Source organism: Acutalibacter intestini (assembly GCF_034334985.1).
Classification (GTDB): Bacteria; Bacillota; Clostridia; order Oscillospirales; family Acutalibacteraceae; genus Acutalibacter; species Acutalibacter intestini.
In genome coordinates this window covers 40,666-56,907 of record NZ_JAWXXL010000011.1, presented here as the reverse complement: position 1 = coordinate 56,907, position 16,242 = coordinate 40,666, and the positions used below count along the sequence as shown (strand labels likewise).

General features: G+C 60.9%; 11 protein-coding genes. 10 read left to right on the top strand and 1 reads right to left on the bottom strand.

The genetic code is table 11. The features are described 5' to 3' along the window. Positions 1-186: 186 nt before the first annotated feature. Positions 187-2,301, bottom strand: a complete 2,115-nt coding sequence (locus U8U68_RS10170) for a glutamine synthetase III family protein (RefSeq protein WP_322200704.1) — start codon at positions 2,299-2,301, stop codon at positions 187-189. A 699-nt stretch (positions 2,302-3,000) separates the two neighbouring features. Here U8U68_RS10170 and U8U68_RS10165 point away from each other — a divergent pair. The 10 genes from U8U68_RS10165 (at position 3,001) to U8U68_RS10120 (ending at position 16,173) form a co-directional block, all read left to right on the top strand. Then, a complete protein-coding gene (locus U8U68_RS10165) occupies positions 3,001-4,074 on the top strand; it encodes a carbamoyl phosphate synthase small subunit (protein WP_322200703.1) in 1,074 nt (357 codons plus the stop codon). Between the two features lie 3 nt (positions 4,075-4,077). Beyond that, entirely contained in the window at positions 4,078-5,058 is a 981-nt protein-coding gene (locus U8U68_RS10160) for a GNAT family N-acetyltransferase (RefSeq protein WP_322200702.1), read from the top strand. Positions 5,059-5,068: 10 nt separating this feature from the next. Then, positions 5,069-9,151, top strand: coding sequence for a carbamoyl-phosphate synthase large subunit (carB, locus tag U8U68_RS10155; RefSeq protein ID WP_322200701.1), 4,083 nt, complete (start codon positions 5,069-5,071; stop codon positions 9,149-9,151). A 50-nt stretch (positions 9,152-9,201) separates the two neighbouring features. Then, complete coding sequence (locus U8U68_RS10150; protein WP_322200700.1) at positions 9,202-10,113, top strand: hypothetical protein; 912 nt, start codon at positions 9,202-9,204, stop codon at positions 10,111-10,113. 60 nt (positions 10,114-10,173) lie between these two features. Further along, a complete protein-coding gene (locus tag U8U68_RS10145; protein WP_322200699.1) occupies positions 10,174-10,644 on the top strand; it encodes an LURP-one-related/scramblase family protein in 471 nt (156 codons plus the stop codon). A 348-nt stretch (positions 10,645-10,992) separates the two neighbouring features. After that, a complete protein-coding gene (locus tag U8U68_RS10140) occupies positions 10,993-11,274 on the top strand; it encodes a DUF6199 family natural product biosynthesis protein (protein ID WP_322200698.1) in 282 nt (93 codons plus the stop codon). A 25-nt stretch (positions 11,275-11,299) separates the two neighbouring features. Further along, positions 11,300-12,145, top strand: a complete 846-nt coding sequence (gene dapF, locus U8U68_RS10135; protein ID WP_322200697.1) for a diaminopimelate epimerase — start codon at positions 11,300-11,302, stop codon at positions 12,143-12,145. Positions 12,146-12,674: 529 nt separating this feature from the next. Then, positions 12,675-14,291: a CTP synthase gene (gene pyrG, locus U8U68_RS10130; RefSeq protein ID WP_322200696.1), complete on the top strand. Its 1,617-nt coding sequence runs from the start codon at positions 12,675-12,677 to the stop codon at positions 14,289-14,291. Between the two features lie 3 nt (positions 14,292-14,294). Beyond that, complete coding sequence (locus U8U68_RS10125) at positions 14,295-14,969, top strand: DNA alkylation repair protein (protein ID WP_322200695.1); 675 nt, start codon at positions 14,295-14,297, stop codon at positions 14,967-14,969. Positions 14,970-14,997: 28 nt separating this feature from the next. Beyond that, the gene (locus U8U68_RS10120; RefSeq protein WP_322200694.1) at positions 14,998-16,173 is read left to right on the top strand and encodes an LL-diaminopimelate aminotransferase; all 1,176 of its coding nucleotides are present in this window, start codon (positions 14,998-15,000) and stop codon (positions 16,171-16,173) included. Positions 16,174-16,242: the final 69 nt, after the last annotated feature.

The window sequence follows — 16,242 nt, the reverse complement described above, 5'->3', positions numbered from 1 at the left end:
TCCTTCCAAGGAAAAATTCCCATGGGAAAAACTCCCATGGGAATTATAACAGATTCCGGCGGCTTTGGGTAGTCCCTTTTTCGCAAAAGCAAGGGCAAATAGGCGTTTTTCAACGAAAGGGCTACCGGCCCCTAAGGGGGGGAAGGGGCTTTTTGGGCGGCGCCGCCTTTGCCCGCGCCCGTATGGTTAGATGCTGTACATCAGCTCCGCGTAAGAGGGGTAGGGCCAGCACTGGGCCGAGACCAGCTGTTCCATCTGGTCCACAGTGGCCCGCAGGGCGGCCATGACGGGAATGACCTGGTCCCGGTAATGGGTGGCGGCGGTGAGCACATTGGCGCTTTCTGCCTGGGGCCCGGCCAGCAGGGCGGAGAGCTCCTCTGTTTGGGCAAAGGCCCGGTCCAGCAGGGCGGAGAGCTGTTCGATGAGGGCGCACTCCGCCTGGCAGGGCAGGCCCGGGGCCACCGCCCGTTTGGCCGCCACTGCCTGGGCCAGCTGGGCGACATAGCCGCTGACCGCGGGGAAGATATCCTGGCGCACCATGCCGCTCATGGTGAGGCTTTCGATATTCAGGGTTTTCACGTACTCTTCCATAATGGTCTCGTAGCGGGCCTCCATCTCGGCCTCGGTATAGATCCTGTGCCGGGTGAACAGCGCCACGTTTTTCTGGTCCAGGTAGCGGGGCAGGGCGTCCACGGTGGTGCGCAGGTTTAAAAGCCCCCGGCGGCGGGCTTCTTTCACCCATTCTTCCGAGTATCCGTCGCCGTTAAAGACAATGCGCTTGTGGGCGGCGTAGACCTTTTTTACCAGGCCCAGCACCGCGCTGTTTATGTCGCCGGCTGTAGAGAGCTCTTCTGTAAACTGCCGCAGCTCCTCGGCTACAATGGTGTTCAGCATAATATTGGGGCAGGCGATGGAAATGGCCGAACCCAGGGAGCGGAACTCGAACTTGTTGCCGGTAAAGGCAAAGGGAGAGGTGCGGTTTCGGTCCGTGTTGTCTGTGTTAAAGTCGGGCAGCACCCGCACGCCGGTTTCCAGTTTTTTCTGCTGGGCCACCTGATAGTGGCGGCCCTGCTCAATGGCCTCTAGGATGGAGGTGAGTTCGTCCCCCAGGAACATGGAGATAATGGCCGGGGGCGCTTCGTGGGCTCCCAGGCGGTGGTCGTTGCCCGCAGAGGCCACAGAAATGCGCAGAAGGTCCTGGTACTCGTCCACGCCCTTGATGACAGCGGCCAGAATGAGTAAAAAGGGGTAGTTTTCCCAGGGGCGGCGGCCGGGGTCCAGCAGGTTGTGGCCAGAGTCGGTGGTCAGGGACCAGTTGTTGTGCTTGCCGCTGCCGTTCACCCCGGCAAAGGGCTTTTCGTGCAAAAGGCACACCAGCCCGTGGCGGCCTGCCACGTTTTTCATCACCTCCATGGTCAGCTGGTTGTGGTCGCAGGCAATGTTGGTGGTGGTAAAGATCGGGGCCAGCTCGTGCTGGGCGGGGGCCACCTCGTTATGCTTGGTTTTGGCCAGCACCCCCAGCTGCCACAGCTCCCGGTCCAGGTCGGCCATAAACTCCGCCACCCGGGGCTTGATGGCCCCATAGTAGTGGTCGTCCATTTCCTGGCCTTTTGGCGCCCTGGCCCCAAAAAGGGTGCGCCCGCAGAACGCCAGGTCTGGGCGCTGGCGGTAGAGGTCTTTGTCAATTAAAAAATACTCCTGCTCGGGGCCCACCGTGGTGGTGACCTGCTGGGTTTTTGTATCGCCAAAAAGCCGCAGCGCGGCCAGGGCCTGGGTGCTAAGAGCCTCCATGGACCGCAGCAGGGGGGTTTTTTTGTCCAGCACCTCGCCGCTGTAAGAGCAGAACGCGGTGGGTATGTACAACGAGCCCCCCTTGACAAAGGCGTAGGAGGTGGGGTCCCAGGCGGTGTATCCCCGGGCCTCAAAGGTGGCCCGCAGCCCCCCCGAGGGGAAGGAGGAGGCGTCTGGCTCGCCCTTAATCAGCTCCTTGCCGGAAAACTGCATAATCACCCGGCCGTCGCTGGTGGGGGAGATAAAGCTGTCGTGCTTTTCGGCGGTAATGCCGTTTAGGGGCTGGAACCAGTGGGTGTAGTGGGTAGCGCCCATTTCCACAGCCCAGTCTTTCATGGCGCTGGCCACAGCGTTTGCCACGGTAAGGTCCAGCTCTTTCCCTTCGTCAATGGTCTTGCGCAGGGAGCGGTACACGTCCTTGGGCAGGCGTTCCATCATCACATCGTCGTTAAAGACCGCAGAGCCAAACAGCTTTGGGACAGACTTGCGGTTTTCAGAACAAGTTCCCATAGAAAAGACCTCTTTCTATATAAAATGTATGGGGAAGGGATGTCTGCTTTATAATAAGCCTGGCGCGCCGGAAAGGTTCCGGGGCGGGCTGGTCCTATTTTAGCGGTTTATGGGGAATTTGTCAACGGGGGAATGGGGCGGCCCCTTCCCCTTCAAACAAGAGTTGACATAATACGGCAAATCCCCTATAATAAAAAAACCCCCAACGGGGCGGAAAAGGACGTTGCTGCATAGAGGCGGTTAGCCATCCCGAAAAGGGGTGGTTCATTTCCCGACTTTTTTAAGGAGGGAGGTGAGTGCTTTATGGGAAGAATACGCTGGACAAGAGTCTTGCGTTTCGTGCTGATGTTGATCGCGGTAGCCATACTGCTGTCGTACATAGCGCCTATGAAAGCGTACTGACCGCTCGGCCGGTACCCGAACGGTCAGTTTAACAAACTGATATCTAGGGGCTAACCGCCATGTGGCAACGCCCTTTCCGTGTTTATTATACCACATCTTGAGAAAATGTCAAGACGCCCCCGCCCAACAGCCCGCCCCGAAAAAAACCGGACAAGCTTGCCGCCCCAAAAGGCGGATTTTCTATACTACCCTGATAAACTGCCCCACAAAATAAAATTTCCTCTTGCGCTTGGCCGCGGTTTCCTGTACAATAATAGATTGAAAAAGCGAAACTTGTTTGAAAGGATTGTGGTGATCATGGGGAATACGGCGTATCTTGTGCTGGAAAACGGCAGGGTGTTTCAGGGCCGGCGGTTTGGGGCCGGCGGCGAACAGATGGCCGAGGTGGTTTTCTCTACCGGCATGACCGGCTATTTGGAGACCATTACAGACCGCAGCTACTGGGGGCAGATCGTGGTGCAGACCTTTCCTCTTATCGGCAACTACGGGGTGATTCCCGCCGACTTTGAAAGCGGCGGCGTGGGGCCCAAAGGGTATATTGTAAAGCATTGGTGCCAAGCTCCTTCTAACTTTCGGTCAGAGGGCAGCCTTGACGCCTTTTTTAAAGAAAGGGGACTGACCGCCCTTTCAGGGGTGGATACCCGTGCCCTGACCAAGATGATCCGGGAAAAGGGCGTAATGAACGGCATGATCACCGACGACCCCAAAAGCGTGGATATGGCGGCCCTTTCCGCCTACCGGGTGCGGGGGGCGGTAAAGGCGGTCTCTACGAAAGAGGCCTTTACCATAAAGCCCCAGGGCCCGGCCAAGAAAAAGCTGGCCCTGATTGACTACGGCATGAAGGACAATATTTGGCGGGAGCTGGTACGCCGGGGCGCCCAGGTGACGGTGTGCCCCTGCACCGTGACGGCGGAGGAGGTTCGGGCCCTGGGCGTGGACGGGCTGATGCTTTCTAACGGTCCCGGCGACCCCGCCGAAAACGTGGACCTGGTGGAAAACCTGAAGAAAATTATGGAGCTGAAGCTGCCCACCTTTGGCATTTGCCTGGGGCACCAGCTGCTGGCCCTGGCCCACGGCTGCGCCACCGAGAAACTGAAGTATGGCCACCGGGGGGGCAACCAGCCGGTGAAGAACCAGGAGACGGGGCGTATCTACATTACCAGCCAAAACCACGGCTACGCGGTGGTTAGCGGGAGCATTGACCCCCAGTGGGGCAGAGAGCTGTATAAGAATGTCAACGACGGCACCTGCGAGGGCGTGCGCTACACGGACATGCCCGCCTTTACGGTGCAGTTCCACCCCGAGGCCTGCGCCGGGCCCCTGGACACCCGGGAGCTGTTTGAGGAGTTCTTCGGGCTGATGGAGCGGTAAGCCATGGAGCGGGGGAATACGAACTGGAGCCAGTCCGTTGCCGGGGTGGTGCTGCGAGAGGGCCGGGTGCTGCTGGCCCGGCACACCTACGGCGGCGGCAAGGGGCTGCTGATTGTCCCCGGGGGCTACGTGGAGTATGGCGAAACGCCCCAAGAGGCGGTAAAGCGGGAGCTGCTGGAGGAGACCGGCGTTGCCGTGGAGCCCGGGCGGCTGCTGGGGGTGCGCTTTGGGGAGAAGGACTGGTACGCGGCGTTCGCGGCGGAGTATGTCAGCGGCGAGGCGGTCTCGGACCAGGACGAGAACGACCTGGTGGTATGGATGGACGCCGCCGAGGCCCTGGCCCGGCCGGACGTGCCGGGGCTGACCAAGGCGCTGGTCCGCTGCGCCCTGGGGGGAGAGGGCTTTTTGCCCATGGCCTACGACAGCCCCACGGGGGCTGTGCGGAACGACCTGTATGCGGCCCCTGGCCGGGAAAGGGAGGACAAGATGGAGTATGAATTTGCGCGGGCCCTGCCGGGGGACGCCCCCGGGGTGGTGGCCCTGGTGATAGAGCGTACCGCCTGGATGGACCGGGTGGGCATCCGCCAGTGGAACGCGAACCACTACCTGGAGGCGTACCCGGAGGAGTATTACCGGGAGGAGGCGCAGGCCGGCCGGCTGTACCTGCTGCGGCGGGGGGACGGGGCCATCGCCGGCGCGGTGGTGCTGCGGCGGGAGGACGGGCAGTGGGAGGACAGCCCCGGGGCCCCGGCCCTGTATGTGCACAACCTGGTGGCGTCCCTGGCTGACCGGGGCGCGGGGGGCCGGCTGCTGGACCACGCCGCGGACCTGGCGAGAGAGGGGGGCCTTACCGCCCTGCGGCTGGACTGCGACGCCGGCAACGCCCCGCTCAACGAATATTACGAGAAAAAGGGCTTCCGCCTGCGCGGGGGACAGTGCGTGGACGGGCCCTATGTAGGCAACAAACGGGAAAAGACGCTGTAAGGAGGATACTATGCCACTGAATCAGGACATTAAAAAAGTATTGGTGATCGGCTCCGGGCCCATTGTCATTGGCCAGGCCGCCGAGTTCGACTACGCGGGCACCCAGGCCTGCCGGGCCCTGCGGGAGGACGGCATTGAGATTGTGCTGGTGAACTCCAACCCCGCCACCATCATGACGGACCAGGCCATGGCGGACCGCATCTACATCGAGCCCCTGACCCTGACCACCGTGAAGCGCATTATCGAGAAGGAGAAGCCAGACAGCATCCTCTCTGGTTTTGGGGGGCAGACGGGCCTGACCCTTTCCATGCAGCTGGCCCGGGAGGGCTTTTTGAAGAGGCACAACGTGCGGCTGCTGGGGGCCGGCCCCGAGACCATTGACAAGGCCGAGGACCGGCAGCTCTTTAAAGACGCCATGGAGCGCATTGGCCAGCCCTGCGTGCCCAGCAAGGTGGTGACCACCGTAGAGGGGGCAGAGGCCTTTGCCGGGGAGATCGGCTATCCGGTGATCATCCGCCCGGCCTTTACCCTGGGGGGCACCGGCGGGGGCATTGTCCATACCCCAGAGGAGCTGCGGGAGATCACCGCCAATGGCCTGGCCCTTTCCCCCATTACCCAGGTGCTGGTGGAAAAGTGCATCTCCGGCTGGAAGGAGATCGAGTTTGAGGTCATGCGGGACGGGGATGGAAACGCCATCACCATTTGCTCCATGGAAAACGTGGACCCCGTGGGCGTGCACACTGGAGACTCCATTGTCATTGCCCCCACCGTGACCCTGGCGGACCGGGAGTACCAGATGCTGCGCACCGCCGCCCTGGACATTGTGGGCGAGCTGGGGGTAGAGGGCGGCTGCAACGTGCAGTTTGCCCTGCACCCCGAGAGCTTTGAGTACGCGGTGATTGAGGTGAACCCCCGGGTAAGCCGGTCCTCGGCCCTGGCCAGCAAGGCCACCGGCTACCCCATTGCCAAAGTGGCCACCAAGATCGCCATTGGCTACCGGCTGGACGAGATTAAAAACGCGGTCACCGGGGTGACCTACGCCGCCTTTGAGCCCTCTATTGACTATGTGGCCGTGAAGTTCCCCAAGTGGCCCTTTGACAAGTTCGTGTACGCTAAGCGGGACCTGGGCACCCAGATGAAGGCCACCGGCGAGGTGATGAGCATTGCCGATAGTTTTGAAATGGCCCTGATGAAGGCCGTGCGGGGGGCGGAGATTGGCCTGGATACCCTGAACCTGCCCAAGTTTGCCACAGAGAGGGACGAGGTCCTGCTGGACATTGCGGAGCGCGCCACCGACGAGCGGCTGTTCGCCGTGTACGAGCTGTTAAAGCGGGGCCGGCCGGTGGAGGAGCTGTACCGGCTGACCATGATCGACCGTTGGTTCTTAAATAAGCTGCTGAACTTTATAGATTACGAGGGGCGACTGGCAAAGGAACCCCTGACCCTGGAGCTGTACACCGAGGGCAAGCGGATGGGGTACCCGGACCGCACCCTGGCCCGGCTTTCTGGCCAAGAGGTGAAATTCCCCCGCAAGACCACCTTTAAAATGGTGGACACCTGCGCCGGAGAGTTTGCGGCCCACACCCCCTATTTCTACGCCACCTACGACACGGAGGAAAGCGGCGGCGAGGACGAGGCCCTGGAGTTTATTGGAAAGGACCGGGAGAAGCGGACCGTGATGGTGCTGGGCTCTGGGCCCATCCGCATTGGCCAGGGCATTGAGTTCGACTACGCCAGCGTCCACTGCGTTATGGCTTTACAAAAGCTGGGGTATGAGGTGGTCATTGTCAACAACAACCCAGAGACCGTTTCCACAGACTTTGACACCGGCGACCGGCTGTACTTTGAGCCCCTGTCCCCCGAGGACGTGATGGACATTATTGCCATTGAAAAGCCCATGGGCGTGGTGGTAGCCTTTGGCGGGCAGACCGCCATTAAGCTGACCAAGACCCTGGCCGCCCACAACGTGCCCATTTTGGGGTCCAGCGCGGATACCATTGACATGGCCGAGGACCGGGAGCGCTTTGACGAGCTGCTGGAACGGGCGGGCATTCAGCGGCCCCGGGGCTCTACCGTCATGACCGCCCAGGAGGCCCTGGCCGCCGCCGAAAGCCTGGGCTACCCGGTTTTGATGCGGCCCTCCTATGTGCTGGGGGGGCAGAACATGATTATTGCCACCTGCCCAGAGGACATTGAGGAATACATGGGCATTATCCTTACTACCAAGCAGGACAACCCGGTGCTCATTGACAAGTACCTTTCCGGCATGGAGATAGAGGTGGACGCCATCTGCGACGGGGAGGAGATTTTGATTCCCGGCATTATGGAGCACGTGGAGCGCACGGGAATCCACTCTGGCGACAGCATCGCCGTATACCCGGCCTCGGACATTGACGACGGCATGAGCGCGAAAATTGTGGAGACCACCGCCACCCTTTGCCGGGAGCTGCGGGGCATTGGCCTGATTAACCTGCAATATATCATTATGGACCGGGAAATCTACGTTATTGAGGTAAACCCCCGGGCCAGCCGCACCGTGCCCTATATCAGCAAGGTAACCGGCGTGCCCATGTGCGACCTGGCCACCAAGGTGAGCCTGGGCTACAAGCTGCGGGACCTGGGCTTTGGCACCGGGCTGTACAAGCCCTCGCCCTATACGGCGGTAAAGGTGCCGGTGTTCTCCTTTGAAAAGCTGGCGGATGTGGACACCCACCTGGGGCCGGAGATGAAGTCTACCGGCGAGGTGCTGGGCATTGGCAACAGCCTGGAGGAGGCCCTTTATAAGGGCCTGATTGCCAGCGGCCACCAGATGAAAAAGGGCGGCGGGGTGTTTATCACCGTGCGGGACCAGGACAAGCCGGAGATTGCCGAAATTGCCAAGAAGTTCGACCGGCTGGGCTTTAAGCTGTACGCCACTGGGGGCACCGCCCTACTGCTGTTTAAGGCGGGCCTCGCGGTAAACGTGGTGGACAAAATCCACGAGAACTCCCAGCGCAACACCATCACCCTGCTGGAAAGCGGAGACATCCAGTATGTCATCTCCACCTCGGCCAAGGGCCGCAACCCCGCCCGGGACAGCGTGAAGATCCGCCGCAAGGCAAGCCTTTTGGGCATTCCCTGCCTTACGGCCATTGACACGGCCAACGCCCTGGCGGACTCCTTGATGAGCCGCTACACCCCGGAAAACACGGAGATTGTGGACATCAACGACTTGAAAACCGAGAAGCGGAAGATTGCCTTTACCAAAATGTCCGCCTGCTGCAACGACTATATTTATATCAACTGCTTTGACCCCAAGAACCGGGCGTCCTCGCCGGAGTACCTCTCGGTCTGCCTGTCGGACCGGCACAACGGCGTGGGCAGCGACGGCATAATCCTGATCGAGCCCTCGGACCAGGCGGACGCCAAAATGACTATGTTCAACCGGGACGGCAGCGAGGGCGCCATGTGCGGCAACGGCATCCGCTGTGTGGCCAAGTACCTGTATGACAACGGCATTGCCCAGGGCGCCCCCGCCGGGGTGGGCCGCAGCGTACTGCGCATTGACACCAAAAGCGGCGTGAAGGAGTGCACGGTGATTACCAAAAACGGCCAGACCTACCGGGTGGCGGTGGACATGGGCCGGGCGGAGCTGGACCCCGCAAAGGTGCCGGTGAAGCTGGAGGGCGGCCCGGTGGTGGGCCGGCCGGTGGAGATGGGCGGAAACCGGTACGAGGTTACCTGCTGCTCTATGGGCAACCCCCATGTAACGGTGTTCGTGCCCTCGGTGGACAAGGCCGAGGTGGAAAAGCTGGGTCCTGTAATGGAACATGACCCCCTGTTTCCAGAGATGGTGAACGTGGGCTTTGTAGAGGTCATTGACGAGCACACCCTAAAGGCCCGCATCTGGGAGCGGGGCAGCGGCGAGACCATGGCCTGCGGCACCGGCACTTGCGCGGCGGTGGTGGCCGCCACCCTAAACGGCTACTGCAAGAAGGGCCAGGACATCCGGGTGATTCTAAAGGGCGGTGAGCTGATCATCAACTATACGGATGAGCGGGTCATAATGACCGGCGAGGCCCTGAAGGTGTTTGACGGAGAGGTGGAAGTGTAAGGGAACGGGATTTTTTTGCCCGCCCATATGCAAAGAAGGAGGTCATCTCAATGAAAAAGCTGGCGATTTTTTGTCTGGCGGCGATGCTGCTGGCCCTGCCTGCCTGCGGGCCGGACGACGAGTCCCGCCCCGGGGCGGGGGCCCGGCAGGAAGCTTCGGCAAGCGCGCCGGAGCCGGAAGAGACGCCCGCTCCTACGGAAGAGCCCGAGAGCGTCCGGGGCGGCTACGACCCTACGGTTTCCAGCCCGGCCTTTGCAGACCACGACATGCTGCTGGAAGATGTGTGGAGCTTTGGCCAGGATGTGCCGGAGGAAATTTGGTGGCCCAATGAGGACCGGGTGCGGGAGGTCTTTGCCATAGACCCTGAATCCCGCGACGCGGCCTCGTGTTCTGACGGGCTGCTGGAGTTCTATTTTCGTATTTCTTATGATGAGGAGGCGCTGACCGCCCGGCACGGCTTGACGGTGGAGGCACTTCACGGCAAAAACGGCACGGACTGGTGGATTGCCTTTGAACAGCTGAAGCTGTACGTGACCCTTCGGCCCGTGGAAGGGGACTGCCCTGTGCCAGAGACCTGGCAGGAGCGGGAGCCCGGGGAATGGGACGGGATGGATTTCCAGCCCCTTCCTATTATTATCCAAGAGGAAGGCGTTACCCCGCCGCCGGACCTTCCGGTGCCGGAGCTGACGGATTGCCCAATGGCCTGGGCGCCGGTGGAGGGCTATGCGGGCTTTGAGCAGACGGACTCCACAGTGGACGAGAGCGGCCAGGCGGTCCGGATGCGGCTGCGGTGGCGGCTGGGGGAACACTGGGCCATGGCGGAACTGCCTGCCCACAGTTTGGAGCGTTTCTTGGAAAAAGAGCCGGAGCTGTGGAGCAAAGTGGATATGCGCGGCGCGGGGCAGGAGCCCCAGACGGAGACCGGGGGCGCGGTGGCCTCGGTTTTGGGCGAGGACGAATAGACGCCGCTTTACCAGACTGCGGCGGGAACGGCACAACCAAAAAGAAAAAGGAGGCCCGCCATGAAGCTTTTATTCAAACAGAGGTTCTTTTCCTGGCTGGACAGCTATGACATTTACTACGAGGACGGCAGCGTGGCCTATGTGGTGAAGGGACAGCTTAGCTGGGGGCACTGCCTGAAAATCTACGACCCTTATGGCAACGAGGTGGGCATGGTGCAGGAAAAGGTACTGACCTGGCTGCCCAAGTTCGAGCTGTACGTGGGCGGGCAGTACCTGGGCTGCATCAGCAAGGAGTTCACCTTCTTTAAGCCCCGGTACAATATCGAGTGCAACGGCTGGCAGGTGGAGGGGAACTGGACCGAGTGGGACTACCGGGTGCTGGGCCCCCAGGGGGACCTGGTGGCCGTGGTCAGCAAAGAGCTGTGGAACTGGACCGACACCTACACCATTGACGTGGCCTTCCCCGACGACGCCCTGTACGCCCTGATGCTGGTGCTGGCCATCGACGCGGAGAAGTGCTCAAGAGATTGAGGCGCGCGGCGGCTCAACGCTCCAAGCTTTTGCCGGATAGGTTTTCACGGAACCTCTTGCGAAATAGCAGAGAGTCAACCAGAGAACGCGGTGAAGGGGCGAAGAGTTGGCGAATCCAGCTCTCGGCCTCTTCCAGGGTGTGGGGCCGCTGGCACACAGCACCCGAGTCGGCAGACGAGGCCGCGACCTTTGCGCCCGGAGGGGGAAGGTCCCTGGGTACTTGGCAAAGCCAAGGAAGGGAACCGTTATCACCCCACCGAGCCCAGCCGATTTCATCGGCAGGCGAGAGCTTTTATTACTCAAAAAATTATTTTCCCAAGAGGCCTCTTTATCTTAGGAGGGAGCAGAGTGAGTAAAAACACCGGTTTTGTCATTGCGACCATCCTCTGTCTAGGGGGCGCGGCGCTGTGCGTCTTTAGCATCCTGAAGCCGGAGGTTCTGTGGAATATCTTCGAGAAGTGGAAATCCAACGGCGCTACCGAGTCCAGCTACGACTATGACTTCCACTGCAAAGTGAGCGGGGTGGTGGGCCTGGTGATTATTGTGTACCTGCTGGCCAGCCTGCTTTGCACCTGGTTTTTGAACTGGGACTTCCCCCTGGGCGCGTGGCTGTTTGGGGCGGGACGTTGAATCAGCATGAGAGGAGAAAGGCACTATGCCGAAAACTTTACATTTCACCAAAATGCACGGCTGCGGCAACGACTACGTGTATATCAACTGCTTTGAGGAGACGGTAGAGGACCCCGCCGCTTTGGCGGTGCGGCTCTCGGACCGGCACAAGGGCGTGGGGGGCGATGGGGTCATCCTCATCTGCCCCAGCGAGAGGGCCGACGGGCTGATGCGTATTTTCAACGCCGACGGCAGCGAGGGCAGGATGTGCGGCAACGGGGTGCGCTGCGTGGCCAAGTACCTGTACGACCACGGCATTGCCCAAAAGCCCGTGCTCCATATCGACACCAAAAGCGGGGTGAAGGTCTGCGAAATGGTGGTGGAGAACGGCCGCGCCGTGGCGGTCTCTGTGGATATGGGCTCGGCCGTGCTGGCCCCGGAGCAGATTCCTGTCAACCTGACAGGTAAGAGCGTGGTGGGCCGGAAGGTTCCGGTGGCCGGGGGGGAACATGAGATCACCTGCGTGTCTATGGGCAACCCCCACTGCGTGGTGTTCGGGGGCGACCCCATGGAGGTGGACCTGGAGGCCGTAGGCCCGCTGTTTGAGGGGGACCCGCTGTTCCCGGAGCGGGTGAACACCGAGTTTGTCCAGGTGCTGGACAGCCATACCCTGAAGATGCGGGTGTGGGAGCGGGGCAGCGGCGAGACCATGGCCTGCGGCACCGGGGCCTGCGCGGCGGCGGTGGCGGCGTGCCTGAATGGGCGCTGCCAGATGGGGGAGAATATCACCGTGCGCCTGCGGGGCGGTGACCTGACGATCAACTATACCGAAGAGCGGGTGACTATGACCGGCGAGGCGGTGGAGGTGTTCCAGGGACAAGTGGAGCTGTAGAAACCCGGCGGACGACCAGCACACCAAAAGTCAGCAGTAAGGGGCGCGAAGAAAAAGTTTCGTCCACCTTTTCAAAGGTGGCGAGGTGTGGAGCAGAGCTCCACGGTCTTGCCCTTAAAAGGCGGCGCAAGGGGCAGAATGGAGCACTCAACTCCCCCACTCCCCTCGTTCAGAAGAGAACATAGGCCGCGCCGCCGCGCGGGGGTCCGGGGGCGCAGTCCCCGGCCCTTGACCTTTTGTATTGCTGTTACTTCGCCAATAAGCCGGAGCTCCGCCCCAAAGGGGCCTACGGCCCTCTTTGTACGCTTTGGCCTCCGGCGGTTTAGGGGCGTTGGTCTCGGCTGCCGCCTCGGTTGGCGCTGGTCGCCACTGGCGACCAGCGCCCCTAAGAACCCCACAAGGGGCCGGGAGTGGGCTTCGGCCAACTCTTCGCCCTTTGACCGCGCAATTTTCCCACTGTTACGTGCCGGGGTAATATCCCAACACCCCCAACAGAAACAAATCATCCATAAGAGGAGAAGAAAAGAACATGGCAAAGTATATTTTCGTCACCGGCGGCGTGGTCTCCGGTTTGGGCAAGGGCATTACCGCCGCCTCCCTGGGACGGCTGCTGAAGTCCCGGGGGCTGAAGGTGGCGGCCCAGAAGCTGGACCCCTATATCAACGTGGACCCCGGCACCATGAGCCCTTATCAACACGGGGAGGTGTACGTGACCGAGGACGGCCTGGAGACCGACCTGGACCTGGGCCACTACGAGCGGTTCATTGACGAGGACCTGAACAAGTTTTCCAACCTGACCACCGGCAAGGTGTACTGGAACGTGCTGAACAAGGAGCGCCGGGGAGAGTACCTGGGGGAGACCATCCAGGTGATTCCCCACATTACCTCGGAAATCAAGAGCTTCATCTACAGCGTGGGCAGCAAAAGCAACGCAGACGTGGTTATTACCGAGATCGGCGGCACTGCCGGCGACATTGAGAGCCAGCCCTTTTTAGAGGCCATCCGCCAGGTTAGCCAAGAGGTGGGCCCGGGCAACGCGCTGTTTATCCATGTGACCCTGGTGCCCTACCTAAAGGGCTCTGGCGAGCACAAATCCAAGCCCACCCAGCACTCGGTAAAAGAGTTGCAGGGCATGGGCATTAAGCCCAATATTATTGTGCTGCGCACCGACGTGCCCATTGACGATTTCAGCATTTTCCAGAAGATTGCCATGTTCTGCAACGTGCGCCCGGACTGCGTCATTGAAAACCTGACCATCCCCGTGCTGTACGAGGCCCCCATTATGCTGGAAAAAAGCCATTTCTCAGACATTGTCTGCCGGGAGCTGAACCTGTGCGCCAAGGATGCGGACACCAGCGAATGGCTGGAGATGGTGGACAAAATACGGGGCAGAAAGAAGAACGTGCGCATTGCCCTGGTGGGGAAGTATGTGAAGCTGCACGACGCGTATCTCTCGGTGATGGAGGCCCTGGCCCACGCTGGGTACGAGTACAGCGCCAAGGTGGACATCAGCTGGGTGGACTCGGAAATGCTTAACGAGGAGAATATCGAGTCCCAGCTGGGGGATGTCCACGGCGTCATTATCCCCGGGGGCTTTGGCAGCCGGGGCATTGAGGGCATGGTGCTGGCGGCCCGGTTCGCCCGGGAAAAGGACATCCCCTATCTGGGCATTTGCCTGGGCATGCAGGTGGCGGTTATTGAGTTTTGCCGCAACGTCTGCGGCATTCTGGACGCCAACTCCGGCGAGTTCGACGAGTACGGCCTCAACAAGGTCATTGACTTTATGCCAGACCAAAATAAGGATGTCAACAAAGGCGGCACCCTGCGCCTGGGCAGCTACCCCTGCCAGGTGGCCCCGGGCACCAAAATGGCGGAGTGCTATGGAGAGGAGCTGATCCACGAGCGCCACCGGCACCGGTATGAATTTAACAACGACTACCGGGAGGCCGTGGCGGAGAAGGGCATGGTGATCAGCGGCACCTCGCCGGACGGGCGGCTGGTGGAGTCCATCGAGCTGCCGGAAAAGCGCTTTTTTGTGGCCGGGCAGTTCCATCCGGAGTTTAAGAGCCGGCCCAACCGGCCCCACCCGCTGTTCAAAGGCTTTGTGGGGGCAGCGGTGGCCTATATGGAGGAGAAGAACGGGTGAGCTATGGCGGATATAGTAGAGCGGGCGGCGGCTGAGCTGGAACGCATGGCCCAGGCCGCGCCGCCGGGAAAGCACATTGCTACCGGAGAGATTCGGCGGCTGTCCAGCCGGCTGTACCGGCAGGCGGCCCTAAAGGAGATAGACCCCGTGCTGGCCCTGTGCGAAGAGCTTTTAGCCCAGCGGGACTGGGCCCTGGGCGTGATTGCCTTTGACTGGGCCTACCGTGTAAAGGCACAGTATACAGCGGACACCTATGAGCGGTTCTATCGCTGGCTGAAGGAGTACGTCCGGGGCTGGGGCGACTGCGACGATTTTTGCACCCATGCCTTTGGGGAGCTGGTCCGGCAGCGGAAGGAGCTTTTTTCAAAGGTCGCGGAATGGACGGAGGACGCGGACTTTTGGGTGAGAAGGGCATCGGCGGTAGTCCTCATTCCCTCCATCCTGCGGGAGGACAGGCAGGGCCTTTGGCCCTATGCCATAGTGGACCGGCTGCTGGGGGACCAGCACAATCTGGTGCAAAAGGGCTATGGCTGGATGCTGAAATGCCTCTCCCAAACAGACCCCGGCGGGGTGGAGGCATACCTTGCCGCCCACTGCCGGGAAATGCCCCGGGCGGCTTTCCGCTACGCCCTAGAGAAATTCCCCCAGAACACAAGAGCCAGGCTGATGGCACAATAAAACCGACATACAGAGAGGATGAACCCCCATGAAACTAAACAGCAATTTCCAGAATCTTGAGCAGAGCTATCTATTCGTTACCATTGCAAAAAAGGTGAACGAATACACCGCCGCCCACCCGGAAAACCACCTGATCCGCATGGGCATTGGCGATGTGACCCTGCCCCTGGCCCCTGCCGTGATTGAGGCCATGCGCAAGGCCACCGACGAGATGGCCCATAAGGAGACCTTCCGGGGCTACTCCCCGGACAGCAACGGCTACCCCTTTTTGCGGGAGGCCATTGCCGGATACTACGGCGGCTTTGGGGTGGATGTGCAGCCAGAGGAGGTCTTTGTGGGCGACGGGGCCAAAAGCGACGTGGGCAATATTGTGGACATTTTTGATAACGCCAATACCGTGCTGGTGCCGGACCCGGTGTACCCGGTGTATGTAGACACCAACGTGATGGCCGGGCGGAAGATCCTTTACGCTGGGGCCAACATGGAAAACGGCTTTTTGCCCATGCCGGACCCGGGGCAGCGGGCGGACATTATCTACCTCTGTTCCCCCAACAACCCCACTGGCGCGGTGTACAGCCGGGACCAGCTACAGGTCTGGGTGGACTACGCCCTGGAGCAGGGGGCGGTGATCCTCTTCGACGGGGCCTACGAGTGCTTTGTCACCGGGGACCTGCCCAGGAGCATCTTCGCCATTCCCGGGGCGGAGCGCTGCGCCATTGAGTTCGGCTCCCTGTCCAAGACGGCGGGCTTTACCGGCATGCGCTGCGGCTACACCGTGATAAAAAATGAGCTGGAGTTCGACGGCGTACAGGTCAACAAGCTGTGGCAGCGCCGGCAGGGCAGCAAGTTCAACGGCGTCAGCTACGTGACCCAGCGGGCCGCCCAGGCGGTATTCAGTCCAGAGGGGATGCGCCAAGTGCGGGAAAACATCGCCTATTACCAGAAGAACGCCCAGGTGATGGCCGGGGCCCTGCGGGACATGGGCATTTCTTTTACTGGCGGGGAGAACTCGCCCTATCTGTGGTTCCAGTGCCCAGAGGGCATGAGCGGCTGGGAGTACTTTGACTATCTGCTCAACGAAAAGGAAATCGTGGGCACTCCCGGCGAGGGCTTTGGCAAAAACGGCGCGGGCTGCATGCGGCTAACGGCCTTTGGCGACGCGGCCAAGACCGTGGAGGCCATGGAGCGGCTGCGTAACCAATAAATCCATAAAAAAATGCGTGGGAGGCGGTTTCCCATTCTGGCGGAATTCGACTGCCGCCACCCAGCGCCC

Excerpts from the sequence above, each read along its gene's own strand:
- U8U68_RS10125 (WP_322200695.1), top strand. The coding sequence starts at position 14,295 with ATGGCGGATATAGTAGAGCGGGCGGCGGCTGAGCTGGAACGCATGGCC.
- U8U68_RS10165 (WP_322200703.1), top strand. The coding sequence starts at position 3,001 with ATGGGGAATACGGCGTATCTTGTGCTGGAAAACGGCAGGGTGTTTCAG.
- pyrG (WP_322200696.1), top strand. The coding sequence starts at position 12,675 with ATGGCAAAGTATATTTTCGTCACCGGCGGCGTGGTCTCCGGTTTGGGC.
- U8U68_RS10145 (WP_322200699.1), top strand. The coding sequence starts at position 10,174 with ATGAAGCTTTTATTCAAACAGAGGTTCTTTTCCTGGCTGGACAGCTAT.
- dapF (WP_322200697.1), top strand. The coding sequence starts at position 11,300 with ATGCCGAAAACTTTACATTTCACCAAAATGCACGGCTGCGGCAACGAC.
- U8U68_RS10120 (WP_322200694.1), top strand. The coding sequence starts at position 14,998 with ATGAAACTAAACAGCAATTTCCAGAATCTTGAGCAGAGCTATCTATTC.
- U8U68_RS10160 (WP_322200702.1), top strand. The coding sequence starts at position 4,078 with ATGGAGCGGGGGAATACGAACTGGAGCCAGTCCGTTGCCGGGGTGGTG.
- U8U68_RS10150 (WP_322200700.1), top strand. The coding sequence starts at position 9,202 with ATGAAAAAGCTGGCGATTTTTTGTCTGGCGGCGATGCTGCTGGCCCTG.
- carB (WP_322200701.1), top strand. The coding sequence starts at position 5,069 with ATGCCACTGAATCAGGACATTAAAAAAGTATTGGTGATCGGCTCCGGG.
- U8U68_RS10170 (WP_322200704.1), bottom strand. The coding sequence starts at position 2,301 with ATGGGAACTTGTTCTGAAAACCGCAAGTCTGTCCCAAAGCTGTTTGGC.